General features: G+C 63.0%; 23 protein-coding genes and 1 pseudogene. 10 read left to right on the top strand and 14 right to left on the bottom strand.

The annotated features are described in order from the left end of the window. Positions 1 to 100 precede the first annotated feature (100 nt). On the top strand, positions 101 to 3,016 hold the full coding sequence (locus WA145_RS09105; protein ID WP_422581272.1) for an ATP-binding protein: 2,916 nt from the start codon (positions 101 to 103) through the stop codon (positions 3,014 to 3,016). Positions 3,017 to 3,045: 29 nt separating this feature from the next. Here WA145_RS09105 and WA145_RS09100 read toward each other — a convergent pair whose 3' ends face one another. The 4 genes from WA145_RS09100 to WA145_RS09085 form a co-directional block, all read right to left on the bottom strand. Continuing rightward, positions 3,046 to 3,291 carry a hypothetical protein gene (locus WA145_RS09100; RefSeq protein ID WP_422581271.1) on the bottom strand — a complete coding sequence of 82 codons (246 nt, stop codon included), beginning with the start codon at positions 3,289 to 3,291 and terminating at the stop codon, positions 3,046 to 3,048. Between the two features lie 72 nt (positions 3,292 to 3,363). Further along, positions 3,364 to 6,171, bottom strand: coding sequence for an FAD-binding and (Fe-S)-binding domain-containing protein (locus tag WA145_RS09095; RefSeq protein WP_422581270.1), 2,808 nt, complete (start codon positions 6,169 to 6,171; stop codon positions 3,364 to 3,366). A 113-nt stretch (positions 6,172 to 6,284) separates the two neighbouring features. Further along, positions 6,285 to 7,430, bottom strand: a complete 1,146-nt coding sequence (gene lldD, locus WA145_RS09090; protein WP_422581269.1) for an FMN-dependent L-lactate dehydrogenase LldD — start codon at positions 7,428 to 7,430, stop codon at positions 6,285 to 6,287. Between the two features lie 58 nt (positions 7,431 to 7,488). Next, a complete protein-coding gene (locus tag WA145_RS09085; protein ID WP_422581268.1) occupies positions 7,489 to 9,183 on the bottom strand; it encodes an L-lactate permease in 1,695 nt (564 codons plus the stop codon). Positions 9,184 to 9,509: 326 nt separating this feature from the next. Between WA145_RS09085 and WA145_RS09080 the strand changes: the two genes are divergently transcribed. The 4 genes from WA145_RS09080 to WA145_RS09065 all read left to right on the top strand — a co-directional run bounded on the left by WA145_RS09080 (position 9,510) and on the right by WA145_RS09065 (position 12,062). Continuing rightward, complete coding sequence (locus tag WA145_RS09080; protein ID WP_422581267.1) at positions 9,510 to 10,280, top strand: FCD domain-containing protein; 771 nt, start codon at positions 9,510 to 9,512, stop codon at positions 10,278 to 10,280. Between the two features lie 160 nt (positions 10,281 to 10,440). Next, positions 10,441 to 10,854, top strand: coding sequence for a hypothetical protein (locus WA145_RS09075; RefSeq protein WP_422581266.1), 414 nt, complete (start codon positions 10,441 to 10,443; stop codon positions 10,852 to 10,854). Between the two features lie 277 nt (positions 10,855 to 11,131). Further along, on the top strand, positions 11,132 to 11,713 hold the full coding sequence (locus WA145_RS09070) for a DJ-1/PfpI family protein (protein WP_422581265.1): 582 nt from the start codon (positions 11,132 to 11,134) through the stop codon (positions 11,711 to 11,713). 46 nt (positions 11,714 to 11,759) lie between these two features. Continuing rightward, entirely contained in the window at positions 11,760 to 12,062 is a 303-nt protein-coding gene (locus tag WA145_RS09065) for a ribbon-helix-helix domain-containing protein (RefSeq protein ID WP_289240629.1), read from the top strand. Positions 12,063 to 12,065: 3 nt separating this feature from the next. Here WA145_RS09065 and WA145_RS09060 read toward each other — a convergent pair whose 3' ends face one another. Together WA145_RS09060 and WA145_RS09055 are read right to left on the bottom strand one after the other, a co-directional pair. Continuing rightward, positions 12,066 to 13,082 (bottom strand): DUF4917 family protein, encoded by a 1,017-nt coding sequence (locus tag WA145_RS09060; protein ID WP_422581264.1) that lies wholly within the window; start codon positions 13,080 to 13,082, stop codon positions 12,066 to 12,068. A 23-nt stretch (positions 13,083 to 13,105) separates the two neighbouring features. Continuing rightward, positions 13,106 to 14,011, bottom strand: a complete 906-nt coding sequence (locus WA145_RS09055; protein ID WP_422581262.1) for a DMT family transporter — start codon at positions 14,009 to 14,011, stop codon at positions 13,106 to 13,108. An 82-nt stretch (positions 14,012 to 14,093) separates the two neighbouring features. Between WA145_RS09055 and WA145_RS09050 the strand changes: the two genes are divergently transcribed. Both WA145_RS09050 and WA145_RS09045 read left to right on the top strand, forming a co-directional pair. Continuing rightward, a complete protein-coding gene (locus WA145_RS09050; protein ID WP_422581261.1) occupies positions 14,094 to 14,606 on the top strand; it encodes a MarR family winged helix-turn-helix transcriptional regulator in 513 nt (170 codons plus the stop codon). Positions 14,607 to 14,654: 48 nt separating this feature from the next. Continuing rightward, entirely contained in the window at positions 14,655 to 14,996 is a 342-nt protein-coding gene (locus WA145_RS09045; protein WP_422581260.1) for an FKBP-type peptidyl-prolyl cis-trans isomerase, read from the top strand. A gap of 31 nt (positions 14,997 to 15,027) precedes the next feature. Here WA145_RS09045 and WA145_RS09040 read toward each other — a convergent pair whose 3' ends face one another. The 8 genes from WA145_RS09040 to WA145_RS09005 all read right to left on the bottom strand — a co-directional run bounded on the left by WA145_RS09040 (position 15,028) and on the right by WA145_RS09005 (position 23,044). Then, positions 15,028 to 15,504, bottom strand: coding sequence for a DUF1348 family protein (locus WA145_RS09040; protein WP_422581259.1), 477 nt, complete (start codon positions 15,502 to 15,504; stop codon positions 15,028 to 15,030). Between the two features lie 39 nt (positions 15,505 to 15,543). Next, positions 15,544 to 17,604, bottom strand: a complete 2,061-nt coding sequence (locus WA145_RS09035) for a pyridoxamine 5'-phosphate oxidase family protein (RefSeq protein ID WP_422581258.1) — start codon at positions 17,602 to 17,604, stop codon at positions 15,544 to 15,546. Between the two features lie 22 nt (positions 17,605 to 17,626). Continuing rightward, positions 17,627 to 18,256: a glutathione S-transferase gene (locus tag WA145_RS09030; RefSeq protein WP_422581257.1), complete on the bottom strand. Its 630-nt coding sequence runs from the start codon at positions 18,254 to 18,256 to the stop codon at positions 17,627 to 17,629. Between the two features lie 180 nt (positions 18,257 to 18,436). Beyond that, a complete protein-coding gene (locus WA145_RS09025) occupies positions 18,437 to 19,339 on the bottom strand; it encodes a LysR family transcriptional regulator (protein ID WP_422581256.1) in 903 nt (300 codons plus the stop codon). A gap of 3 nt (positions 19,340 to 19,342) precedes the next feature. Beyond that, positions 19,343 to 20,239 (bottom strand): LysR family transcriptional regulator, encoded by an 897-nt coding sequence (locus tag WA145_RS09020; RefSeq protein WP_422581255.1) that lies wholly within the window; start codon positions 20,237 to 20,239, stop codon positions 19,343 to 19,345. A gap of 67 nt (positions 20,240 to 20,306) precedes the next feature. Beyond that, a complete protein-coding gene (locus WA145_RS09015) occupies positions 20,307 to 20,435 on the bottom strand; it encodes a helix-turn-helix domain-containing protein (protein ID WP_422581254.1) in 129 nt (42 codons plus the stop codon). 101 nt (positions 20,436 to 20,536) lie between these two features. After that, on the bottom strand, positions 20,537 to 21,190 hold the full coding sequence (locus tag WA145_RS09010) for a TIGR04211 family SH3 domain-containing protein (RefSeq protein ID WP_422581253.1): 654 nt from the start codon (positions 21,188 to 21,190) through the stop codon (positions 20,537 to 20,539). A gap of 330 nt (positions 21,191 to 21,520) precedes the next feature. Continuing rightward, entirely contained in the window at positions 21,521 to 23,044 is a 1,524-nt protein-coding gene (locus tag WA145_RS09005; RefSeq protein WP_422581252.1) for a fumarate hydratase, read from the bottom strand. Between the two features lie 288 nt (positions 23,045 to 23,332). Here WA145_RS09005 and WA145_RS09000 point away from each other — a divergent pair. The 3 genes and pseudogenes from WA145_RS09000 (at position 23,333) to WA145_RS08990 (ending at position 26,214) form a co-directional block, all read left to right on the top strand. Next, positions 23,333 to 24,460, top strand: a pseudogene (locus WA145_RS09000) (diguanylate cyclase domain-containing protein). After that, positions 24,453 to 25,394, top strand: a complete 942-nt coding sequence (locus tag WA145_RS08995; RefSeq protein ID WP_422581251.1) for an iron-sulfur-binding ferredoxin reductase — start codon at positions 24,453 to 24,455, stop codon at positions 25,392 to 25,394. Before WA145_RS09000 ends, WA145_RS08995 begins: the two are co-directional and overlap by 8 nt. Positions 25,395 to 25,440: 46 nt before the next feature. Then, positions 25,441 to 26,214, top strand: coding sequence for an enoyl-CoA hydratase (locus tag WA145_RS08990; RefSeq protein ID WP_422581250.1), 774 nt, complete (start codon positions 25,441 to 25,443; stop codon positions 26,212 to 26,214). Positions 26,215 to 26,226: the final 12 nt, after the last annotated feature.

The following is a 26,226-nucleotide window of genomic DNA, read 5'->3' as shown; positions in this document are numbered from 1 at the left end:
ACAGCGTCGACCCGGCAATTGCCGGGCGGACGCTGATGCGGCTTACCGGCTATGATTGCATCCTGCAGATTCGCTATGTCTTTTTGATGAGACTTCTCGTATGCCGCGCGCGTCGCGTTACCCTTTGCGTCAGTGGATCTGGCGCGCTTTTGTGCAGAGTGCGCTGATTCCGCTGATTCTGGTCGAGTCGGTGTTGATCACGGTGTACCTGCTGAGCAATGCGGCGATTCGCGATGCGCAGATCGAGCATTTGCAGCAGAGCGCGCTGGAAGATTTGTCGGCGGCGGTGGCGCGTGAAGGCCAGGTGATCGATGGCCGCCTGCGTTCGGTGGAGGCGCAGGTACAGATTTTCCGTGATGCGGCGCGCAATGCCCTGGATAACTCTACGTTTCAGCCCGATGCGCTGGAGCGCCAGCGCCATGCGCTGACTGAGAGCGGGGTGTTCTACAGCCGTAGCGATGATGGCCGGGCGGCTTCCTTTTATGCCAACAGCACGCCGCTGGCCCAGCAGGACCACGCCAAGGCCCTGCGTCTGTCGCAACTCGATCCCCTTATGCGTTCGATCCAGGCGGCTAACCCGCGCGTAGCGGCGGCCTATTTCAATAGCTGGGACAGTTATAACCGCATCTATCCCTTCTTTATGACGCCTGAGCAGTATCCCCATGACATGGTGATACCCGATTACAACTTCTATTACCTGGCGGATGCCAAGCACAACCCCGAGCGCAAGGTGGCCTGGACCGATGTCTACCTCGACCCGGCGGGCATGGGCTGGATGATGTCGGCGGTGGCGCCGGTGTATCGCGGGGATTTCCTCGAAGGGGTAGTGGGCCTGGATATCACGGTCGGGCAGATGCTCGGTGAGATCGGCGAGCTGGATGTGCCCTGGCAGGGCTATGCCATGTTGGTCAGTCGTGATCACAACATCATGGCCTTGCCGAGTGCTGGTGAGGAGGATTTCGGTCTGCGCGAGCTGACCGAATACTCCTATGCCGAGGCGGTGCGTCGCGAAGTGCTCAAGCCCGAAGACTTCAGTTTGACCAAGCGCGCGGAAATGCAGCCGCTGTTACAGGCCATGGCCGCCGGACAGGGCAATGTGCAGGAGGTGCTGCTGGGCGGGCGCAAGCAACTGATCGCCTGGAGCGAGATTCCGCAAACCGGCTGGCAACTGCTGCTGGTGGTGGATGAGGCGCATATCTTCAGCGAGACCAATCGTCTGGCCGAGCGCTACCTGCATATCGGTTACCTGCTGATCGTCGGCCTGGCGCTGTTCTACCTGTTGTTCTTTGTGCTGATGTGGCTGCGTTCGCGGCGTCTGAGCGAGCAGTTGGTGCGGCCGATTGATGGGATTGTCGGGATGATGCGCGAGCTGGGGCAGGGCAACTATCAACCCGCCGCGCCGAGTAGCCAGATCGACGAATTGGTGAGCATGGCGGCAGCGGTGCAGCACACTGGTGAGCAGCTGCAGGCCAGTGAAGTGCAGCGGGTGGAGGCGCAGCGGATTCTCCAGCTGGTGCTGGAAAACACCACGGAAAGCCTGTGGGAGGTCGAAGCGCGGAGCATGAGCATCACCCTCAGTGAACGCTTCCTCAAGCGCTTCGGCCTGACTCATCCGAATATGAGTTTCAGTGAGTTCAACCAGCGTGTGCACCCCAATGACTTGGAGCGTATTCGCCATCTGCGTCAGCTGTTCGCCAGCAGTGGCGAGGAGCGTTTCGAGGCGGAATACCGTTACGCCGATGCCAATGGCCACTACGTCTGGCTGCTCAGTCGCGGCAAGGTGCTGGAGCGTGACAGTGAGGGGCGCGCCTTGCGCGTGGCCGGTACCCATGTGGATATCACCCGGCTCAAGCAGGTGCAGGAAGACCTGCGCCGCGCCAGCCTGGATGCCCAGGCCGCCAGCCAGGCCAAGAGCCGCTTTCTGTCGAGCATGAGCCACGAGCTGCGCACGCCACTCAATGCGATTTACGGTTTTGGCCAGTTGATCGAGATGGAGGCACAGGACAAGCCCGAGGCCAAGCTGGAAGCCGATTACGCCCGCGAGATCGTCAATGCCAGCCGTCATCTGACCTCACTGGTGGACGACATTCTCGACTTATCAAGCATCGAGAGCCGCCGCCAGCAGCTCAAGTTACAACCCGTGGAAGTCGGCGCGCTGCTGCATGGCTGCGCCGAGCTGGTGCAGCCGGAAGTGCAGCAGCGCCAGTTGCAGTTGCAGGTGTTGGCCGAAGCCGACGCCGGCCTGTACGTGCAGGCGGACATGCGCCGGGTGCGCCAGGTGGTGCTTAACCTGCTGTCCAACGCGATCAAGTACAACAGTCCGCAGGGCCTGATTCGTATGGGCTACGAGGTGCGCTCGAACTGTGTGCGGTTATGGGTTGAGGACAACGGCGCGGGGCTGACGGCCGAGCAGCAGGCCAATCTGTTTCAGCCGTTCCAGCGTCTGGGTCGGGAAAACTCCAACATTCCTGGCACCGGAATCGGCCTGGTACTGTGCCGTGAGTTGGCCACCTTAATGGCTGGCGAGATGGGCTTTAGCAGCAACGCTGGCACGGGTAGCCGCTTCTGGATCGACCTGCCCGGCGCTGCGCCGCCCGCAGCGCAGGCTGCTGCTGATATGGCGTGCGTGTCAGCGCAGCCCAAGCAGCTGGCCGAGGTGCTGTGTGTGGAAGATCACCCGGCCTGCCTCAAGGTGGTTCAGGAAGCCCTGCGTGAGTTTGCCGAGGTGCGTGGCGCCGGCTCGGTGCAACGGGCGCTGGCTGAGCTGGAACAGTGCACGCCGACCCTGCTATTGCTCGATCTGGACTTGCCCGATGGCGACGGCATGCAGGTGCTGGATGCGATGCGCCTTAACCCGCGCTTGCAGGCGGTGCCGGTGTTGGTGATCAGTGCGGCGGCGGATGAGGCCGTGTTTGCCGAAGCGCGGCGGCGCGGCGCCCAGGCGTGCCTGGCCAAGCCGATTGACTTGGCTCAGGTTCGTCGCGTGGCGCTTAGCTTGCTGGGACAGGCGCTTTGAACAACCCTTCGACGTTCAGCCGGTTCGGGCTACTCGCTGGCTTCGAGTAACTGCAGCGCTTCACCCAGCACCTTGACCGACTCGCCATGGTTGCCGGCCTTGTGCAGGGCTTCGCCTTCGGCGCGTAGCTGCTGGACTTGCGCGAGTACCGTGGCATCGCCCGGTGGGTCGGTTTTCAGCAGTCCATCGATCTTGGCCATATCCGCCGGGCAGTGCATGGCCCAGAGCGAAGTGCTGAGAAGTGCTGTAGCAAGGAACGTGGCAATACGGCGCATGGTGTGGCTCCAAGGGTGTGGGTAAGGTTTCAGTATAGAAAGCCCTCACCCAGTGACTGAGCCGTTGGTCACTCAATGCGTGGCGCAGCTGACCCGATCCAGCAGATAGACCAGCCCGTGGTAATCGATACCGCCGTGCTGGCTCAGGCCGATTTCGCAGGTGCGGCTGGTGCTGATGCCTTCTTCACAGTACTGCACCGCGGACTTCAGGCTGCGCAAGGCGTGGCCGTTCAGCTCAGGGGTGGTAAAACCCTTGTCACCGGCAAAGCCGCAGCAGTGGATGCCTTCGGGAATGACTACCTCATTGGTGCAGCGACGCACGATATCGATCAGCCCCTGCGCCTCGCCCAGGTGCTGGGTGCTGCAGGTGACATGCACCGCCACCGGTTTGTCCTGCGGGGTGATCTGCAGGCGGTCGAGCAAGTGCTCGCGGATAAACTTCACCGGATCGTGCAGGTTCAACCGGGCGTCGAGGCCGTCCTGCAGCAGGCGCAGGGTGCAGGGGCTGGTGTCGCAGTAGATGGGGTCGAGGCCGCCGCGGCTGGCCTTGAGCAGGGCGTCGATCAGCTCCTGCTTCTTGCGTTCGGCCTGCTCGCTGTAACCCTTGGAGGCAAACGGCTGGCCGCAGCAGAGGTTGTCCAGCTCAGCCGGGAACACCACCTGGAAGCCGCCTTTCTCCAGCAGCGCGCGGGTCTTGTCGAGCAGCGGCATTTGCTCGCTATCTGTTGCTGCAGGACCCATGGCGCGGGACACGCAGGCCGCCAGATAGACCACCCGCGGTCGTGCATCATCAGTGGCCTTGGGCAGGTACAGGCGCTGCACGGGTTGCGGCAAGGCCGGGGTCCACTGCGGCAGGCGGCCCTGGCTGGCCTTGCTCAGCGCTGCCGAGGTGCGGCTAAGCAGCGGCGCGCCCAATAGCAGGCGCGCGCCGTTGGCCACCTGCAGCATCAGCCGCGCGCCCTGCATGGCGCGGCGGAAGTTGTTGGCCAGCCAGTCGGCGCTGCGCTGGTGGTGGGCGTCGCGGCTGCGCAACTGGCGCACCAGATCGCCGGTGTTGATGCCCACCGGGCAGCGTTGGGCGCACAGGCCGGTGGCGGCGCAGGTGTCGATGCCCTGGTACTGATAGGCCGCTTCCAGCTCGCGGGTGTCGATGCCGGCGCGTTTTTTCGCCTGGATATCGCGCCAGATCACGATGCGCTGGCGCGGGCTCAGGGTCAGCCCCTTGGAGGGGCACACCGGCTCGCAGAAGCCGCACTCGATGCATTTGTCGACGATGGCGTCGGCGGCCGGCAGCGGCTTGAGATTTTTCAGGTGGATATCGCGATCCTCGGAGAGGATCACGTCCGGGTTGAGAATGCCCTGGGGGTCGAGCAGGCGCTTGATCTGCCACATCAGCTGGTAGGCGTCCGTGCCCCACTCCAGCTCGACAAAGGGCGCCATATTGCGCCCGGTGCCATGTTCGGCCTTGAGCGAACCGCCAAACTCTACGGCCACCAGTTGCGCTACGTCGTCCATAAAGGCCGAGTAGCGGGCGATCTGCTCGGGCGTTTCGAAGGCCTGGGTAAACACGAAATGCAGGTTGCCTTCCAGGGCGTGGCCGAAAATGATCGCCTCGTCGTAGCCGTGTTTATCGAACAGCGCGAGCAGGCGGTTGACGCCTTCGGCCAGCTGTTCGATGGGGAAGGTCACGTCCTCGATGATCACCGTGGTGCCGGTCTGCCGTACTGCGCCAACGGCGGGGAAGGTGTCCTTGCGTATTTTCCACAGCAGGTTGTAGACGGCCGGGTCTTCGCTGAAATCCACCTGCTTTTCCAACGGGAAGTCGGCGATGGCGACCATGATCAGTTGCAGTTGTTCGTGCAGCAGGCTCTGGCTGGCGGCGCGCGATTCAATTAACAACGCACAGGCGCTCGTAGACAAACCCTTGACCCATTCCGGCATGCCGGGTTTGTCCTGCACCGAGCGCAGGCTGCGCCGGTCCAGCAGTTCCACGGCGGACACCGGCTGCTGCTTGAGCAGGGTCACCGCGCGGCAGCAGCTCTGCACATCGGGGAACACCAGCAGGGCGCTGGCCTTGTGCGGGTGGTCGGGCACGGTGTGGTAGGTCACCGCGCTGATAAAGCCCAGGGTGCCTTCGCTGCCGACCAGCAGGTGGCTAAGGATATCGATGGGCTGGTCATAGTCGACCAGTGCATTCAAGGACAGGCCGGTGGTGTTTTTCAGCCGGTACTTGTGGCGAATCTTCGCCGCCAGTGCGCTATTGGCGCGGGTCTGCCGGCCCAGTTCGGCGAGCGCTTCGAGCAGGTCGGCATGGCTGGCGGAAAAGCGCGTGACGCTGAGCGGGTCTTCTGTGTCCAGCACGCTGCCATCGGCCAGCACCAGGCGCATGCCGGCCAAGGTGTGGTAGCTGTTCTGCGCGGTGCCGCAGCACATGCCGCTGGCGTTGTTGGCGACGATGCCGCCGATCTTGCAGGCGTTGATCGACGCAGGGTCAGGGCCGATCTTGCGCAGGAAGGGCGCGAGTACGGCATTCGCCGCCGCGCCGATCACCCCGGGCTGCAGGCGGATCTGCCTGCCCTGGCCGCGCACTTCCCGGCCGTTCCAGTTATCGCCCAGCACGATCAGCACCGAGTCGCTGATGGCCTGGCCGGACAGGCTGGTGCCGGCGGCACGGAAGGTCACCGGCACCTGATGGACGCCGGCCAGCCTGAGCAGGTCGACCACTTCCAGCTCCGCCTCGACGCGTACCACCAGCTTGGGGATCAGCCGGTAGAAGCTGGCATCGGTGCCGAAGGCCAGGGTGGAAAGCGGGTCGTCGAAGCGCCGTTCCGTCGGGATCAGGCGCTCTACGGCGGTGAGAAAAGCGGCGGGCAGGCTCATGCAGGCTCCGAAGGTCTGGGGTTCTGTGTCTGTAGGAGCCAGCTTGCTGGCGATCGGCGTTCGGCACAGCATCGCCAGCAAGCTGGCTCCTACAAAAGCGGGGCAGCAGTCGGTTAGCGGCCCAGCTCCCGCACCAGCGAATCGGTAGTGATCTCGCTGATCGATTTGGCCCCGGTCAGCACCATGGCCACGCGCATTTCCTTCTCGATCAGCTCCAGCAGGTTGCTTACGCCCTCACCACCAGCGGCGGCCAGGGCGTAGATAAAGGCGCGGCCGAGCATCACCGTGTCGGCACCCAGGGCCAGCATGCGCACCACATCTAGGCCGGTGCGGATGCCGGAGTCGGCGAGAATCGCCAGCTCACCCTTCACCGCATCGGCAATTGCCGGCAGGGCGCGGGCGCTGGACATGACGCCATCGAGCTGCCGGCCGCCGTGGTTGGAGACGACGATGCCGTTGGCGCCGAAGCTCACCGCGTCCTTGGCGTCCTGCGGGTCGAGGATGCCCTTGATGACCATCGGGCCGTCCCAGAATTCGCGAATCCATTCCAGGTCTTTCCAACTGATCGAGGGGTCGAAGTTGTTACCCAGCCAGCCGATATAGTCGGCCAGGCCCGTGGGGTTGCCCCGGTAGGCGGAGATATTGCCCAGATCATGCGGCTTGCCCAGCAGGCCGACATCCCAGGCCCAGCGAGGGTGGGTCATGGCTTGCAGCATGCGCCGCAGCGGGGCGTTCGGGCCGCTCATGCCGGAATGGGCATCGCGGTAGCGCGCACCGGGCACTGGCATATCGACGGTGAACACCAATGTGGTGACACCGGCGGCCTTGGCGCGCTCCAGGGCGTTTTTCATAAAGCCGCGGTCTTTCAGCACATACAGCTGAAACCACATCGGCCGGTCGATGGCCGGCGCCACTTCTTCAATCGGGCACACCGAAACGGTCGACAGGGTAAAGGGGATGCCCTTGGCGGCGGCGGCCTTGGCGGCCTGCACTTCACCGCGACGGGCGAACATGCCGGTCAAACCGACCGGGGCCAGGGCCACCGGCATACTCAGGGTTTCACCAAACAGACGGGTTTCCAGGCTTAGCTGCGACATATTGCGCAGCACGCGCTGGCGCAGGGCAATGTCTGCCAGGTCGGCGACGTTGCGCTTAAGCGTGTGCTCGGCATAGGCGCCGCCGTCGATGTAGTGGAATAGAAACGGCGGCAGCCGGCGTTGGGCGGCGGCGCGGTAGTCGGTGGAGGCAGAAATGATCATGGGCTTCACTCGATGCAGAAGGTCAATGCGCGCCCCGCGAGGCACGCCACAGTGGCGGTCAGTTGGCCATCAGTGGGTCGCTGATACCCAGCACATATACGGCAAGCAGCGCGATCAGGCCGGTAAACAGCACGTAGTACAGGGTAGGCCAGACGGTCTTGCGCAGGGTGCTGCCTTCGCGGCCCAGCAGGCCCACGGTGGCCGATGCCGCGACGACGTTGTGAATCGCTACCATATTGCCGGCGGCAGCACCAATCGCCTGCACCGCGACGATCAGCGCGCTGGAAATGCCCAGGCTGCTGGCCACGCCGAACTGGAACTGGCTGAACATCATATTGCTGACGGTGTTGGAACCGGCGATAAAGGCGCCCAGGGCACCGACGCTCGGCGCCAGCAGCGGGTAAATGCCGCCCACGCTATCGGCCACCCAGCGCGCCATCAGGATTGGCATGCTCGACAGCTCGGCGGCGTTGACCCCGGAGTTGATCAGGATGCGCACCATCGGCACGGTGAACAGCAGCACAAAGCCGGCGCTCAGCAGCACGCCCGAGGATTCCTTGACCGCCGAACCGAGGTCGCGCAGCTTCATGCCGTGGAAGAAGAAGGTGGCGATGACCACGGTCACCAGAATGCCACCCGGCAGGTACAGCGGCTGGAAGTTGGCAGCGATGCCGGTTTCGCCGAGCAGGTCGGGGAAGTTCAGCATCACGCCTTTCAGCGCCGCACTCACCTCGGGGAATACCCGGCTGATCACCAGCAGCACGCCCACCAGTACATAGGGCAGCCAGGCGCGCAGGGCGCTCATCGGCTTGGCGGTCAGTTGCTCGAGTTTCATTTCCACGCTGCCCAGCCACTCGGCTGGCCATTTGTCCACCGGAGCGAAATCCCAGGTGCTTTTCGGCAGCAGAAAGCCCAGGCGTGCGGAGCTGGTGACAATCGCCAGGCCAAGCAAACCACCGCCCAGCGACGGGAACTCCGGACCGAGAAATACCCCGGTCAGCGCATAGGGAATGGTAAAGGCCAGGCCGGCGAAGAGGGCAAATGGCAACACTTCGAAACCGGCTTTCCAGCTTTTCTCGGCGCCGAAGAAGCGCGTCAGCATCAGCACCATCACCAGTGGCATCACGGTGCCGACGGTGGCGTGGATGATCGCCACTTCACTGGTGATCAGCTGCAGAAACTGCGCCCAGGACGAACCTTGCTCCACCAGTTGCGCGCCGATGCTGGCCGAGTCCAGGCCGGTGTTGATGCCAACGATGATCGGCGTACCCACCGCGCCGAAGGACACCGGTGTGCTCTGCACCAGCATGCCGAGCATCACCGCCGCCATGGCCGGGAAGCCGATGGCCACCAGCAGCGGCGCGGCGATGGCGGCAGGTGTACCAAAGCCGGACGCGCCCTCGATAAAGCAGCCGAACAGCCAGGCGATGATGATCGCCTGAATGCGCCGGTCCGGGCTGATGGTGGCAAAGCCGGCGCGAATCGCGGTGATGCCGCCGGAATGCTTGAGGGTGTTGAGCAGCAGAATCGCGCCAAAGATGATCCACAACAGCCCAAGGGTGATCAGCAGGCCTTGCACGGTGGAGGCCAGCACGCGGTTAAAGCTCATGTCCCAGGCAAACAGCGCAACGCCAGCGGTAAGCAGATAGACCAAAGGCATGGCGTGTTTGGCCGGCCAGCGCAGGCCGATCAGTAGAACGGCGGCTAGCAGGATGGGCGAAAAGGCCAGTAGAGCAAGAAGACCCGTCGACATGCTGGTCTCTCCTTAACGCTGCGCGATGCGCATGGGTGAATGCGGATGTGCGTCGGCGTGCAGCGCTGCGGCGGGGATAAGCAATAAAGCCGGCATGGGGGAGACCTCGTTGGATTCTTGGAATTGTTCTGTTTTGGCAAATTGGTAATACCAATTTACAAGACTGCGCGGTCAGGTTAAAAGTGCAGACGCTAGCCTGTCAATTGGTCGCCTTGCGACTTTGGTCGTAAGGCGGCGTCTTGCTAGGCTGGGATTGCGGCGATAGGCTTGCCGGCAGCGGGCCGCAAAGGCCCATGGCAGGTGGTCAAACCAATGGAGTGCGGGCTATGGAAGTGGGGTCGGTGCGTCAGCGCCGTTTGTCGGACGATATCGTCAGCCAACTGGAGACCATGATCCTCGAAGGCACGCTCAAGGCCGGCGAACGTCTACCGGCGGAGCGGGTACTGGCCGAGCAGTTCGGCGTATCGCGGCCATCGCTGCGTGAGGCGATCCAGAAGCTGGCGGCCAAGGGCCTGTTGGTCAGTCGGCATGGCGGCGGCAACTATGTCGCCGAGACCCTGGGTTCGACCTTTAGCGACCCGCTGCTGCACCTGTTGGAAAGCAACCCCGAAGCCCAGCGTGACCTGCTGGAGTTTCGCCACACCCTGGAAGGCTCCTGCGCCTTCTATGCCGCGCAGCGCGCCACTGAGCTGGACCGCCAGCGCCTGGGCGAGGCCTTTGCCGCGTTGCAGGATTGCTACAGCCGCAGTGGCAAGGTAAGCCGCGCCGAAGAAGGCACTGCCGATGCCAACTTCCACCTGGCGATTGCCGAAGCCAGCCACAACGCCGTACTGCTGCACACCATCCGTGGCCTGTTCGACCTGCTCAAGCGCAACGTGCTGACCAATATCGGCGGCATGTACGCCCAGCGCGACGAAACCCGCGACATGCTGATCGAGCAGCACCGCAATCTGTACCAGGCGATTATCCAAGGCCGCGCCGAGGATGCCCGCGCGCTGTCCAACCGGCATATCGACTATGTGCAGGAAGTGCTCGCCGAAGTGCAGCAACAGGCCCGCCGCGAACAGCGCGCACAGCGCCGGGGCAGCACGCGTTAGCGTCTGGGTAAACGCGGTCTATGTGCGCTTGTGGGGTGACAAATGCTTTCCGTGGGTAGGTTTTTACTCGCTAAGGGTGAACAAACCCGGCAAGCTCCAGAGCGCTGTTGTAGCAACCTTTCTGTCAGGCACTTAAACGCCAAAACGCTCGGAGATAGTTATGCCCCCTATGGATACTGAGCAACAACTGGCGGCCCGTCTGGCCATTCTGGAAAACCCTGAGGCGCAGGACTGCACCGTGTATCGCGCGGATGACCAGGACCCGGAAGCCGAGGAAGTGGACCTGGGTGATGCCAAGGTGCTGTTCTGTGGCCCGTTCGAAGCCCCGGCCGACTGGGATGCGGCAGAGCGTGAAGATTATTTCGGCGACAGCGCGCCTGAGCTGTTCGTCAATGCACGCATCGAGTGTGAGGCCAAACCGGGTTCCAAAGGCCATTTCACCGTGGACATCGGTGACTACGTGGCCGCCCAGCCCGGCCTGGGGGAAGTCGTGATGTTCTATGTGCACGACTACCTGGAAGATGACACCGGCTGCACCTATGTGCTGCTGCGTGATGAGGAAGTGCTGGAGTAATCCGGCCTTTCCTTCTGCTATGTACCGCCTTGGTAAGTGTGACGTGCGCAGGTAGGTTGGTGTTGAGCGCAGCGAAGCCCAACGGGCAGAGGCATGTCTCGTTGGGCTTCGTCGCCTTGCTCCTCAGCGGAACGCCGCCCGACCCAACCTACTCGCTTTGCCCATTTTTCCGCTGACCGTCTATCCGTCGTCTGCCCTGTAGTACCGGGTTATTACCCGCGCCTGATGGATCGGGATAACACTCTGTGCTTGTCAATTCATTGAAGGGAGCAGGCACATGACAGCGAAGAAGATTCTCATGCTGGTCGGCGACTACGTCGAAGACTACGAAGTGATGGTGCCGTTTCAGGCGTTGCTGATGGTCGGTCATCAGGTGCACGCCGTGTGCCCGGACAAGACTGCCGGGCAAAGCGTACGCACCGCCATCCACGATTTTGAAGGCGAGCAGACTTACAGCGAAAAGCCGGGGCACAACTTCGCCCTCAACTTCGACTTCGCTCAGGTCAAGGCCGAAAACTACGATGCCCTGTTGATCCCCGGTGGTCGCGCCCCGGAGTACCTGCGCCTGAACGCTCAGGTGCTGGCGTTGGTGCAGGCCTTCGACACGGCTGGCAAGCCGATTGCGGCGGTTTGCCATGGCGCGCAATTGCTCGCTGCTGCTGGCGTGCTTAAAGGCCGCGAGTGCAGCGCTTACCCAGCCTGTGGCCCGGAAGTTACCCTGGCGGGCGGGCGCTATATCGATATCGCCGTGGACCAGGCCCATGTGCAGGGCAATCTGGTCACCGCTCCGGCCTGGCCAGCGCACCCTAACTGGCTGGCCGCATTCCTCGGCCTGCTGGGTACGCAGATCACGCTGTAAACTGCTGGGGCCAACCCGGCCTTAACATTCAGGGAGGTGAGCCGCCATGTGCGAGCTGTATGTCAAAGCCGATCCGATTCTCTACGAGTCCCGTGCCCGCTCGCTGCGCATTCGTGGCGTGGTCACCACCCTGCGTCTGGAAAATCAGTTCTGGGACATCCTGCGCGAAATCGCCGAAGTCGATGGCATGACCACCAATCAGCTGATTACCAAGCTGTATGACGAGGTGATGGACTACCGCGGTGAGGTGGTGAATTTCGCCTCGTTTCTGCGCGTCAGCTGCACCCGTTACCTCAGCCAGCGTCGTGCGCCGGCTGAGCTGAGTCTGGTGCGTTCCATCAGTCAGTAGCCGTCACTGCGGCGCAGGGGCTGTGATGCGCAGTTGCGGATCACCCAATGGATGGCTGAGTGCATCAAAGAAGCGCAGTGCCACCTGCTGTTCGGCGAACAGGCTGCTGAAGTGCTGCTTCTGCTGCGCAATAAACAGCGGGTTGTGCGGGTAGATCGAGATGGCCAGGGTCTTCAGTTCGGCTTGCTGCAAGGCCTGGATCAGGTGCTGATCCTGCGCCGCCAGGCTGTGGCCGAAGATGCACAGCTTGTCCTTCGGCTGCGCCAGCTGGCTGTAGCAGAACGACAGGTAGTCGGAGCTGCGGATGGCCTTGAGCTTGTCCGCGCTGCTGCCTTCGTTGACGAACAGCGGAATATCGCCCAGCTGGTTGATGGCGAAGCTGGCCAGCAAGGTGCTTTCCGACGAATTGAGGATGCGCGTGCTGCCATCGATATTTTTCACCAGGTGCATGCCGCCGTGCAGGTAGAGCATGCGTGTGGCATTGCCCTGGCGCTGGCAGTCGCCGGGGGCGAAGGTCGAGTCCGCGCCTCTGAACATATCTTCAAACGCGTCCGGGGCCTGCATCACGGCCCAGTAATTGAGCAGATCGTAATTGCCGGAATACACCGTCTGGTACTGGCTAAGCGCACTGTTGATCCGCGCCAGGCTGGCGGCCTGCATCTGACTCCAGGGAATATGCACCGCACGCACGGCGTGGATCAGCGCTTCCTTGATGGCGAAGTAACGATGGCGCGGCGAGGAGGAGTTGATGGTCAGCGCGGCATTCACCCGGATGCTGTTCTTCAGTGCGCTGAGCACCTGCTCGAAGTTACTGGTATCCAGGGCGCGGAACACGCTGAGTTCGGTCGCGCTGAGCGGGCGGTTGCGCGTGGTCTGCGCCTCGTCAAACAACGAGAAGTAGGCGAACTTGCGCCATACCGCCAGGCTCGCGCCGTTGCCGATCAGCAGCTCGGGGAAGCCGATGCTGCTGTTCAGGCTGTTCCAGTCTTCCAGTTCGCCAGTAAATGCCGGGGTTTGCATAATCGCTAGTTGTCACCTTGGGATCAGGGCGCGACTTTAACATGGGGCGGGGCAACTGCCGGCTTGGCCGCTGCGGCCCATTGCACCGCCAGGATGCTACCTAGCACCGCAATCAAGCCCAGCAGCGCCACGCCGGTGATGCTCTGCCCGAGCAATGCCCAGCCGAGCAGCACCGCCACCAGCGGGCTAAGCAGCCCCAATGACGACACCGCCACCGGCGCCAGCCGAGCGATACCGCGAAACCACAGCACATAGGCCAGCAGTGCACCGAACAACGACAGGTAGGCATAACCCAGCCACTGCAACGGGCTCAGCTGCGGCAGCGGTGGGTCGATCAGCCAGGCTACCGGTAGCAGAAACAGCCCGCCAATCAGCAATTGCCAGCCGGTAAAGGCCAGCAGCGGCACAGTCGGCCGCCAGCGCCGCGTAAGATAGGTGCCGCTGGCCATGCAGGCGGTGCCGACAAAGGCGGCGGCAATCCCGATCGGGTCCCAGCTGGCCCCAGGTGCCAGCAGCAATGCAGCCATCCCTGCGATACCGACCACGCTGGCGACGACCGCCACAGACGCCGGCCGCTGCTGATCCATCGACCACACCAGACCCATCACCAGCAGCGGTTGAATCGCCCCGACCACCGCCGCCAAACCGCCCGGCAAGCGGTACGCGGCGACAAACAGCAGCGCCTGGAACAAGCCGATATTCAATGCCGCCAACACCAGCAAGCGCGGCCATTCGCCGCGCTTAGGCAGATAGCGGCTGTACAGTACCAACAGCAGGCCGGCGGGCAGGGCACGCAGCAGGGCGGCGGTAAAGGGCCGGTCCGGCGGCAGGATCTCGCTGGTGACGATATAGGTCGAGCCCCAGATGGCCGGCGCTAAAGCCGTGATCAACCCATCCAGCCAGGTGCTACGCGATGCTGAGCTGCCCATGCATTTGTCTCGCATTCAAGATAAAATGCGAGGCTAATAGCGACTTGTCTTGAGTTCAAGATAAATTTCCAGGGGTAAGCCAATGGCAGTCCAGCGACAGATGGATGCGGTCGATGCAATTCTTCAGCAGTGGCGCCGCGAGCGGCCGGACCTGGATGTCAGCCCGATGGGCGTGATCGGCCGGCTGGGGCGCTGTGCATCGCTACTGCGGCGCGAGCTGGACAAACTGTTCAGCAGCTTTGGCCTGACCGCCTGGGAGTTCGACGTGCTGGCCACCTTGCGCCGCTCCGGCGAGCCCTACCGGCTGGCCCCGACGACGCTGTTCTCGACCCTGATGGTCACCTCCGGCACCATGACCCGGCAGTTGCAGCAACTTGAAGGCGCAGGCTGGGTCAGTCGTCTGGCCAACCCCAGTGATGCGCGCAGCCTGCTGGTGCAACTGACCCCGGCCGGACTGGAGCTGATCGACCGTGCGGTAACCGCGCATGTGGCGAACGAAGCGCGGCTGCTGGCGCCGATTGCCGCCACCGAGCTGACGCAACTGGAGGCGCGGCTATCCGAACTGCTAGCGGTGCTGGAACCGACTGGCGAGTGAGTTTTCTGCAAACCCGGCCGTAAGCAGGCCTGCTAGACGAGGTGCATGATGAGCAACGAATTGGTGATCGAAGATATTCAACTGGGCGATGGCAAGGAAGTAGTCAAAGGTGCGCTGATCACCACCCAATACAATGGATTTCTCGAAGATGGCCGCAAGTTCGACTCCTCCTATGATCGCGGCAAGGCCTTCCAGTGCGTCATCGGCACCGGTCGGGTGATCAAGGGCTGGGATATCGGCATGATGGGCATGCGCGTCGGTGGCAAACGCAAGCTCTTCGTCCCCGCCCACCTGGGTTATGGCGAGCGCGAGTTCGGCGCGCATATCAAACCCAATTCCAACCTGATCTTCGAGATTGAACTGCTGGAAGTGCTGACGCGCGATGATTGAGCCGTGCTTCCAAAGGGCCTGCGCTTGGCGGTTATAGACCCAGTTGCGAGAGCCCTGGATGGTTATCGGGACGACGACCCAAGGGCCAGCGGAATTTGCGCTCGGACTCTTGAATCGGCAGGTCATTGATGCAGGCAAAGCGCTGGGCCATCAGGCCGTTTTCGGCGAATTCCCAGTTCTCGTTGCCATAGGAGCGAAACCAGTTGCCCGAGTCGTCGTGCCATTCGTAGGCATAGCGCACGGCGATGCGGTTATCGGTAAAGGCCCATAGCTCCTTGATCAGGTGGTACTCCAGTTCCTTATGCCATTTGCGCTCTAGAAACGCCTGCGCCTCGGCACGGCTGGAGATGAACTCCGCGCGGTTGCGCCATTGGGTGTCCGGGGTATAGGCCAAGGCTACTGTCGCTGCATCGCGGCTGTTCCAGCCATCTTCGGCGACACGGACTTTCAAAGTGGCAGACTCACGGGTAAAGGGTGGCAACGGTGGGCGCGTTTCTGTTCTGGACATGGCGGTGGCTCCTGTTTGTGTATAGAGGTGAATAGCCGACTAGAGATCCAGCACCAGAGGTTGGATACCACTTTCTTGCTGCGCCGGCACCGCGCAGCAGATCAGCACGCTGTCGCCCTCCGGCAGTTGCGCGGGGGGATTGGGGTAATGCACGTGACCGCTGACCAGGCGCGTTTTGCAGGTGCCGCACGAGCCGCCACGGCAGCTGAAGTCGGGGTTAAGGCCACGGCTTTCCGCCAGCTCCAGCAGGCTGCCACTGCCCGGTGCCCAGCGCGCCTCCTTGGCCGATGAGGCGAAGTAAACCGGCACCGGCGCACTGGCGGCGGGTAGCTGAATCGGCGCAGCCGACTGTTCAACCGCCAGGCGTTGCAACGTCGAGGGGCCGAAGGCCTCGGCATGGATGCGCTGATCGGCAATGTTCAGCGCCCGCAGCCCGTCGTACATGGCCTGCAGAAAACCGCCGGGGCCGCACAGGTAAAAGTCGTAGTCATCCAGCGGCAGTCGCGCCTTGATCTGGGCGAGGTCGAGGCGGCCGGTGATATCAAAGTCACGGCCAATAACCGCCTCAGTGCCTGGGCTGCTCAACGCGCGGTGGATATGCAGGTGTTTGGCATCGCGCTGTTGCAGCGCCTTGAGTTCAGCCTGGAACGGCAAGTCTTCCAGGGTTCGGGCGCTTTGAAACAGATGCACAGGGCGCTGCCGCTGCTGCTGATGATTTTGCGCGGCCAATTCCCGGAACATCGAAAGCAAGGGCGTGATGCCGACCCCGGCAGCGATCAACACCACCGGACGCTCGGTATCCGCTGTAAGGATGAAGCTGCCCATGGGTGGACGAACCTCTAACACATCGCCCACCTGCACCTGCTTATGCAGGTGGTGCGAGACCGGCCCCTGGGCTTTAACGCTGATGCGGATATACCCGTCGGACGGCGCGCTGGAAACGCTGTACGTACGGACCAGCGGTGCCCCAGCGCCAGGGACGTGCAGGCGCACCGGCATATGCTGCCCAGGCGTGAATGCCACCGCCGCCTGATCCAGCGGCTGGATATAAAGCGAGCGGATGTCCTGGCTCTCCTGCTGCACCCCGGTCACGCGCCATTGCTGCCACTGCCGGCGTTGCTCCCTTTGCTGCAGCTTCTCATCCGCGTCAGCCCAGGTGCCGGTGGCCAGGCTGGTGGGGGCGTAGTCGTGAAACTCCCAGCGCAGCGAGGTTGCCGCCGGGCGCAGCACTACCTGTTCAACATCGAAGGTCCAGAGGCGCTCGGCACCTTCAAACGCGTTGATCATCGGGCTGTCGAGAATCAGCTCGGTGCGCCCTGTGAGTTGCAGCATGTCGCCCGTGGCGAAGTCGACAAACAACAAGCCGGCAACAGGATTGGCCTGCAGGTTGCCCAGGGTGTTGAAGAACAGGTTGCCGGCGTAATCGGGGATGGTCAGCCGGTTGCCCTCGACTTTGACAAAGCCGGCGCGGCCGCCGCGATGGGATACATCCACCGAACGGCTGTGCGCGTCATGGTCAAAGTAGCTGGCGATAAAAAAGGTATCCGCCGCGCGGATCATCGCGGTGGTGCGGGCATTCAGGACGGTGAAATCTTCGCGTGGGGCGCGCTGCTGCAGTGGCTGCGGCGTGCGGCTATAACCGCGTGCCTGGATGTACTTGGGGCAGTTGCCGTAGGAGTGCTCGACCGCCACGGCAAGGCCAGCAGCAGACACCTGCTGGATCACCCCGTTGATGCGGTTGCGCCGGCGCGTGTGCAGCTCGATGCCGAGCAGGCCAATCGCCTGGCCGGCCTGCAGGCCGCTGGCGGCCGGGTCCTGCGCGTCGGGCTGAACCGCCAATAGCAACTGCTGCGGATCGGGCGAGGTGACGAAACCTTGCGGCCCCTCAAGCAGAGTCGCCCAGGGCCGCTGCTGTGCATCGACTGCGCCGACCAGCATAAACGGCAGCTGCTGGTAGAACTCGCGGTGCTGCTCGGGCATGTAATCGCGGATGACCTTCTGCCCGATCACCTCCAGCCGTTCGGCGACGCTGTAGATTTCCTGCAGCTGTTTTTCCCCGGCATGCCAGGGCGAGTGACGGTGCTTGGGCCGATGGTCCATGGAACGTGCTCCTCAAGAGGGCTCAGACTGCCTGCAGACCTGCTGCGGTGCGCGGCATAGGCACAAAACCCGGCAGCGCTTCGACCCGCTCCAGCCAGACGCGCACATTCGGGTAAGGCTCAAGCGAGACATTGCCTTCCGGTGCATGGGCGATATAGGTGTAGTTGGCGATATCGGCGAGGGTCGCTGTGTCACCCGCCAGGAAAGGTGCGCTAGCCAGTTCACCGTCCATCACCTTGAGCAGGGCGTGGGAACGCGCGATCACCTCTGCGGCATTCAATGCCGCGCCGAACACCGTGATCAGTCGGGCAGATGCCGGGCCGTAGGCCAGTTGCCCTGCCGCCACCGACAGCCAGCGCTGAATGCGCGCAGCCGCGACGGGCTCTTCAGACAGCCAGGCCCCCTTGCCATATTTTTTCGCCAGGTAAACCAGAATGGCGTTGGAGTCGCTAAGGATGGTGCCGTTGTCATCGATCACCGGCACTTGCCCGAAGGCGTTGAGGGCGAGGAATTCAGGCTTTTTATGTGCCCCATTGGGGATGTCGACAAATACCAACTCGGTGGGCAGTTGCAGCAGTGACAGCAACAGCTCGACGCGATGGGCGTGACCGGAAAGCGGGACACGATAGAGTTTGATGGCGGGCTGAGGCATGGTGCGGCTCCTTAGTGAGGGTCAGATGAACCAGCGCGCGTCACGCTACGTCGGCGGCTCTTGCGCTGGTAGGTTCATGCTGCGCTCACTCGCGGTTGGGCAGAATCCCCATGCAGAGCAATGCATAATTTCGTTTTATAAAAGAATGGCGTTGCAGGCGGGCGTGACAGCTGCGCCCTGTTAGGCAAGAAATGCCGGGTGGGCGCGCAGTCTGGGTGTGGCGAAATCGATAAAGGTGCGCACCCGCGCTGCGGCCCGGCGACCATCGCGGTAGAGCAACTGTGCGGGCAGGTCCGGGCTGGCAAAGTCGCTCAATACTGGTTCAAGCAGGCCGCTCTGCAGTTCGTGGTGCACCTCATAACTCATGCAGCGAATCAGTCCTAACCCCAGAGTCGCGGCATGGATGGCCGCTCGCTGGGTGGTGCAGGTCAGCACCGGCGCGGGTTTTACCAGGCGCGTGGCGCGCTCGCCGCGAAAGCGCCATTCGTTGTGTTGGCCGAGCGCCGTGGTCAGTACGCTGCGATGTGCTCTGAGGTCGTCAGGCGTTTGCGGGCGCCCCCACGTTGCCAAGTAGTCGGGAGAGCCGCAGACAATCGGCTGCACCCGGCCCGCCGGCATGGCGAAGCCAGACGAGTTCGGCAAATGGCCCACCACCAGGGCGATATCAAGGCCTTCCTCAAGCAGGTTGGGCACCTCTTCGCTGGCCCGGGTGACCAGCTGCACATCGGGGAAGGCATCAAGGTAGTCGAGGGCGATGGGCATCAACACCTGCTGATCCATCAGCAGTGGTAACGACAGGGTCAGTTGCCCGGCGGGGTGCGCATGCACGCCGGCGGCGGAGCGTTCGGCAACTGCGGTGTGTTCAAGGATCTGCCGACAACTCACGGCAAACTGCTCGCCCGCCGGACTCAGGTCAACGCCGCGCGGCCCGCGCAGCAGCAGCGTGTTATTCAGTCGCGCTTCCAGTGCGCCAATGCTGCGCATGATGGTCGCGGGGGAAAGCGCCAGCTGCCGCGCCGCTGCTGCCAGACTGCCGGCTTGCACCACAGCGGCGAACACCTGCATCTGCCGATAGCGGCTCATGCGCTAGGCACTCCCGACCTGTTGCAGCGTCGGGTCCTGTAGGAAGCGGCCGGTACAAAAGTCGACAAAGGTGCGCACCTTGGCCGGCACCCGACCGCTGCCTTGATAGAGCACATGCACCGGTATTGCTGCAGCCTCAAAGGTATCGAGGATGATCTCCAACTCACCCTTCGCCACCCGCTCGGCCACCTGATACGAGAGCACCCGCGTCAGCCCCCAGCCCAGGCATGCGGCATTGATCGCCGCCTGATTGGAACTCACCAGCAGGCGCGGCGTGGGGTGCAGGGTGAGGCAGCTGGTGCCGAGGTTGAACTGCCAGTCGGTGAGCAGGCTGCTGGCCGAGGACATCACGATGGGCGCGGTCATTACCTCCCTGGGCTCCTGCGGTCGACCAAAACGTTCGAGAAAGGCCGGCGCGGCGCAGACAACCGGACGAATCTGCCCAACCTTGATGGCCTGCAGGCCGGTTTCCGGCAACTGACCGATACGGATGGCGACATCCACACCTTCATCGACCACGTTTATCAGGCGATCCACCAGCAGGGCGTTGATTGTCACCTGCGGGTGGGCTGCCAAGTACTCAGTAATCAGCGGAATCAGGTACAGCTCGCCGAACATCACCGGTGCCGTCACGGTCAGGTTACCCCGTGCCCGAATACTGCTGCCGGTGGCCAACTCTTCGGCTTCGTCCAGCTCCAGCAGGATGCGCTTGCAGTCGTCCACATAGCGCCGGCCCGCTTCGGTCAGGCGCAGGCTGCGCGTGCTACGCGCCAACAGCAGTGTGCCTAGGCGTTTCTCCAAGCCGGCAATCACTCGGGTCACGCTGGGCGGCGACATGCCCACCAGTTTGCCGCCCCCGGCAAAGCTTTCCGCCTCTGCCACGGCCAGCAGTACCTTCATCTCCTGAAACCTGTCCACACTCACCGCCCAAGGTCGAGACTGACTTAAAAAATTGCATAAGGCGCTACTAGCTTAGCGTTGTGCATGCAAACAACGTCATTCCCAATGCTTTCTCCAGCTTGGCAAGTTGCGTGGATACTGACGGCTGCGCCAAATGCAAAGCCCTGGCTGCTTCGGTGACATTATGGAAAGGCACAGTTTCCAGAGCATGCGCTGATCCTCGGCCGCCCCGGCGAAACCTGGTTTCGCAAAGGCATTCTTGAGCGCGAATGGTTGATTGAATAGATTACCAGCCGATCACACCCACTGATCATTGCGCTTGCGCCGCACCCGCAGCATGGTCGGCAGAATCAATCCTGCGAGTAGCCCGCCACCGGCGATGCCGCCGCCGTAGGCCATATAGCGCATCAGTACCTGCTGGTTTTCCTCGCCTAGCTGCGCTTGCAATTCGCGCAACTCAGAGTTCGCTCGGCTCAGTTCGATATCCAGCGCCGAGCGCGCGGTTTGCAGTTCGTCGATCAGGGCTTTGCGTGAATCCAGGGTTTCCTGCATGCCTTGTACGCGGGTTTTCCAGGTGTCGTTGATGCCGTCCAGTTCGGCGCTGAGTTCCGTCACTTTCTGTTCCAGCTGCGGCAGGCGCTCGGCTTGGCCGGGCACGTCCTGCAGGTCGCGGTTGGCGATCCATACGGCGCTGCCGTTTTCGCCACGCACCTGGCTGTAGTCGCCAGAGGTTTGCAGCAGGGTGACCTTTTGCCCGGAGACCAGGGTGCCGACGATACGGTAGCCGTCGGTTGGGCCACTGCGGACATAGGTGTTCAGGCTGTCGCTGACCCAGCGGTTGTTGCCGGTCGCATCTTCGGCGTGGGTGCTGGCGCTTGCCAGTAGGCAGGCCGCGAAGGCCAGCTTGTGCAGAGCGGGAAAGGTCGTGGCGTGATGACGGGATAGGGACATGGGGCAATCTTCACATGGCGATTAAACGAAACCCTCAGGCGGGTGCGATAAGTGCCGGCCAGGCGCATAGCGGTGAGCCATTGGACGGCCGGAATGGTGCGGCGCCATGCAGCTGCGCGCTGGGCAAATGGCCATGCAACCCACCCGGCGGGCCGACAGCAGGCAGACACTGGGCGAGCGCGGGGAGTTCACTCGGCGGCGGCTTGCGGGATGGATGGTTGGTGTTTCTGCCCAGCTTGTTGCTTGGTTCACAGCCTGGGGCCGCGATCAGCCAGCGCTAAAAACAACAAACCCTGCACGTGGCCGGGTTTGTTGGGGTTGCAGTTGGGCTTACTTGATCTCGACCGCCAGGCTGTCGTGGATCTTTTTGTTCCAGATCGCCGGGCCGGTGATGTGCACCGACTCGCCCTTGGTGTCGACGGCCACGGTGACCGGCATGTCCTTGACCTCGAACTCGTAGATGGCTTCCATGCCCAGCTCGGCGAAGGCCACCACGCGCGACTTCTTGATCGCCTGGGCCACCAGATAAGCGGCGCCGCCGACGGCCATCAGGTACACGGCCTGGTTGTCCTTGATCGCTTCGATGGCAATCGGGCCGCGTTCGGATTTACCGATCATCCCCAACAGGCCGGTGCTTTCGAGGATCTGCCGGGTGAACTTGTCCATCCGCGTGGCGGTGGTCGGGCCGGCTGGGCCTACCACTTCTTCGCGCACTGGATCGACCGGGCCGACGTAATAGATAAAGCGGCCTTTGAGGTCCACCGGCAGGCTTTCGCCTTTATTGAGCATGTCGACCATGCGCTTGTGCGCGGCATCGCGGCCGGTGAGCATCTTGCCGTTGAGCAGCACGGTTTCGCCCGGCTGCCAGCTCTGCACGTCTTCCGGGGTCAGGGTATCGAGGTCGACGCGGCGAGCGCTCGGGCCGGCTTCCCAGACGATTTCCGGGTAGGCGGACAGGTCCGGCGCTTCCAGCTCGGCCGGACCAGTGCCGTCGAGCACGAAGTGGGCGTGACGGGTGGCGGCGCAGTTGGGGATCATGCACACCGGCAGGCTAGCGGCGTGGGTCGGGTAATCCATGATCTTCACGTCCAGCACGGTGGTCAGGCCGCCGAGGCCCTGGGCACCGATGCCCAGCTGGTTGACCTTGTCGAACAGTTCCAGACGCAGTTCTTCGATACGGTTGGAAGGGCCGCGGGCCTGCAGTTCGTGGATGTCGATGTGCTCCATCAGCACTTCCTTGGCCATTACCGCGGCCTTCTCGGCGGTGCCGCCGATGCCAATGCCGAGCATGCCCGGCGGGCACCAGCCGGCGCCCATTTCCGGCACGGTCTTGAGTACCCAGTCGACGATCGAGTCGGACGGGTTGAGCATGGCCATCTTCGACTTGTTCTCGGAGCCGCCGCCCTTGGCCGCGACATCCACTTCCACCTTGTCGCCGGGGACGATGGAGTAGTGGATCACCGCCGGGGTGTTGTCCTTGGTGTTCTTCCGCGCGCCAGCTGGGTCGGCGAGGATCGAGGCACGCAGGACGTTCTCCGGCAGGTTGTAGGCGCGGCGCACGCCCTCGTTGATCATGTCGTCGACGCTCATGGTGGCGCCGTCCCAGCGCACGTCCATGCCGACTTTGATGAACACGGTGACGATGCCGGTGTCCTGGCAGATCGGCCGGTGGCCGGTGGCGCACATGCGCGAGTTGATCAGGATCTGCGCCATGGAGTCGCGCGCGGCGGGGGACTCTTCGCGCAGGTAGGCCTCATGCATGGCCTGGATAAAATCCACGGGGTGGTAATAGGAGATGAATTGCAGGGCGTCGGCGACGCTCTGGATCAGGTCGTCTTGCTTGATCACGGTCATGCTTGGCGCTCCTTTTTGTAGGGGTAGGAGTAGGGCAGGAACTTCGAACCACGCGGGGTCACGGCCCGGCGCAGGGCTATCAAGGTCAAAGGACAAGGCCAAAGCACAAGATAAAAAGGCGCGATAGTATACCGCGCGCACCGTCAGGCGGACACCTGTACGGCCCGAGACCATGGTCGCTGATCGGCCACTTGAGCCGACTAATGACGCAGCAGCGGCCTAGGCATTGTGTGATCACAGGGGTACAGTGGCGGCTAGATGCCAGCATGGGACGGAGCCCATAAACCCATGAGCCTAAGCAGCCAGCGGGTAACCCAGCGATCTCTGCAAAGCCTGCTGCTGAAGCGTTTCGGCATGGCAGTGGCAACCTATGCGCTGACCGGTCTGTTGTGCTGGATCGGCGTATTTGCCGGGCTGCTGCATGCATCACCGGTCATGGCCTAGACCATCATGGGCCTGGCTGCACTCAGCCAGCTGCTGTTCCTTTGCCTGTTTCTGTCGCACGCCAATCTGCGTTTCGCCGATCCCAGCCTGACTGAACCCCAGGTGTTGGTGGCATTGACCTGGCTGACGGTGTTGCTGTCGCTGTTTAGCCAAGGGCGCGGCAGCATGCTGGTGATTTATCTGCTGATCTTGTTGTTCGGCGTGTTTCAGCTGCCGCCGCGGGTCTTCGCCCGTTGCGCGCTGTTTGCCTTTTTTGGCTTTGCCGGCCTCAACCTCTATGAAGCCTATACTCTGCAGCTGAGTGAGCCGCGCGTGGCGCTGATGCAGGCGAGCGTGCTGGCGGTGGTGCTGATTTGGCTGTGCCTGTTTGCCAGTTACGCCCAGGCCCTGCGTCAGCGCATGCGCCAGCGGCGTTTTGCCCTGCAGGCGCATCAGGACACCCTGCGTGGCATGATGCGCCAGCTGGAAGACCTGGCCGCCACCGATGAGCTGACCGGCCTGTGCAACCGCCGGCACTTCCTGCGTCTGGCCAGTCGTGAGCTGGAAGGGCTGCGCAGCGGACGTCAGCATGGCCTGGCGTTGCTCGATCTGGATCATTTCAAGCGGATTAACGATGCCCATGGTCACGCTGCGGGAGATCGCGTCCTGCAAACCTTCGCCGCCGTCGCCCGCGCCTGTTTACGTGATGGTGATGTGGTGGCCCGCTACGGCGGTGAGGAATTTGTGTTGTTGTTACCCAATACCGAAGCCGATCAGTTCACCGCCTGTTGCGAGCGCCTGCGTGAGGCCTTTAGCCGTGCCGAGCCGCTGGGCGTCAAGGTGGCCAGCTTGAGTGTGTCCATCGGCATGACCCTGCTGACCGTGCACGATGATCTCGACGAAGCCCTGCAACGTGCCGACCAGGCGCTGTACCAGGCCAAGCGTGACGGGCGTAACCGTTGCGCGGCGACCTGGGAGGATATGGATGCCTGAGTTGCGGGTCGCTGAACACTGCCTTGAGGTCGCCCCCGCCAGTAACCTGCTGGACAGTCTGCTGGCTGCCGGCATTGCGGTGCCCTACAGCTGCCGCGCGGGCAGTTGCCATGCTTGCCTGGTGCGCTGCGTGGGCGGCGAGTTGCTCGATGGCAAACCGGAAGCCCTGGACGCTGCGCGGCGCGAACAGGGCTGGCGCTTGGCCTGCCAGTGTCGGGTAGTCGAGGACGTGCAGGTCGAGGTGTTTGACCCGCTGCGCGATGCGGCTCCAGCGCTCATTCACAGTTGCGATTGGCTCAGCCGCGATGTGCTGCGTCTGCGCCTGACTCCACAGCGGCCGCTGCGCTACAGCGCCGGCCAGCACCTGCAGCTCTGGACGCCCAGCGGGATTGCCCGGCCTTACTCATTGGCCAGCGTGCCGGGCGATGATCCCTGGCTGGAATTGCATATCGATTGCCGCCAGGGCGGCGCGTTTGCCAGCGCGGCGCGAGCGTTTCAGCCCGGTGACAGCCTGCGTCTGGGTGAGTTGCGCGGTGCGGCGTTGCACTATGACCCGGACTGGCAAACCCGCCCGCTCTGGCTGATGGCTGCCGGCACTGGGCTGGCGCCGCTGTATGGGGTGCTGCGCGAGGCGCTGCGCCAGGAGCATCAGGGGGCGATCCGGGTTATTCACCTGGCCCATGATGCGTCCGCGCATTACCTGGCCGAGCCCTTGCGGGCACTGGCGGCCAGCCATCCGCAGGTGCAGGTGGAGCTGCTGGTGGCGGCCGAGTTGCCGGCAGCTTTGGCCGAACTGCGCCTTGTTTCACGGCAAACCATCGCCTTACTCTGCGGCCACCCCGACAGCGTCGAAACCTTTGCGCGCCGCCTGTATCTGGCAGGTTTACCGCGTAGCCAGGTGTTCGCTGACGTCTTTTTGCCCCACGCGCGCTAGCCGGTCAGGTTCTCAGCTCGCGGGTGGCCTGCCGTGAGGATTGATGATGAGCGAGCACCTGCTGGTTGAGCGTGAACAAGGGTTGCTGACTCTGCGCATGCACCGCCCCGAGAAAAAGAATGCCCTGACCCGCGCCATGTACAGCGGCATGGCCGACGTGCTGGTGCAGGCCGATCAGGATAAAAGCGTGCGTGCCGTGCTGATAACCGGTGGCGAGAGCTGTTTTACCAGCGGCAACGATGTCGCCGACTTTATCCAGGCGCCGCCCAGCGGGCTGAACAGCGAAGTGTTCCGGTTTATGCAGGCGCTGTTCGAGTTCAGCAAACCGGTGGTGGCCGCGGTTAACGGCCCGGCGGTGGGCATCGGCACGACCCTGCTGCTGCACTGCGACCTGGTGTATGTCAGCCGTGATGCCACGCTGAAGATGCCCTTCGTCAACCTGGGTCTGTGCCCCGAATACGGTTCCAGCCTGATCCTGCCGCGTTTGCTTGGCCACGCCCGCGCTGCCGAGTTGCTGCTGCTCGGGCAGAGCTTCACAGGCGAACAGGCCGCCGCCTGGGGCATGGCCAATCAGGCGCTGGAGAGCGGCGTTGAAACTCTAGCCAAGGCCCGTGAAATGGCCCTGCGCTTTCAGCAACTGGCTCCGGCCGCTGTGGCGGACAGCAAACGCCTGATGCGCGCGCCGGGTCGTGAAGAGTTGCGCCGGGTAATCGAAGAGGAGGGCGCGCTATTCGGCCAGCGCCTGCGCTCGCCGGAGGCCATCGAGGCGCTGACCGCTTTTATGCAGCGGCGCACCCCGGATTTCTCTCGGTTCACGTAGGGCGTGGATGGG

The sequence above is a fragment of the Pseudomonas sp. genome (genome assembly GCF_049301935.1).
Taxonomy (GTDB): domain Bacteria; phylum Pseudomonadota; class Gammaproteobacteria; order Pseudomonadales; family Pseudomonadaceae; genus Aquipseudomonas.
This window is presented reverse-complemented; position numbering and strand designations above follow the sequence as displayed.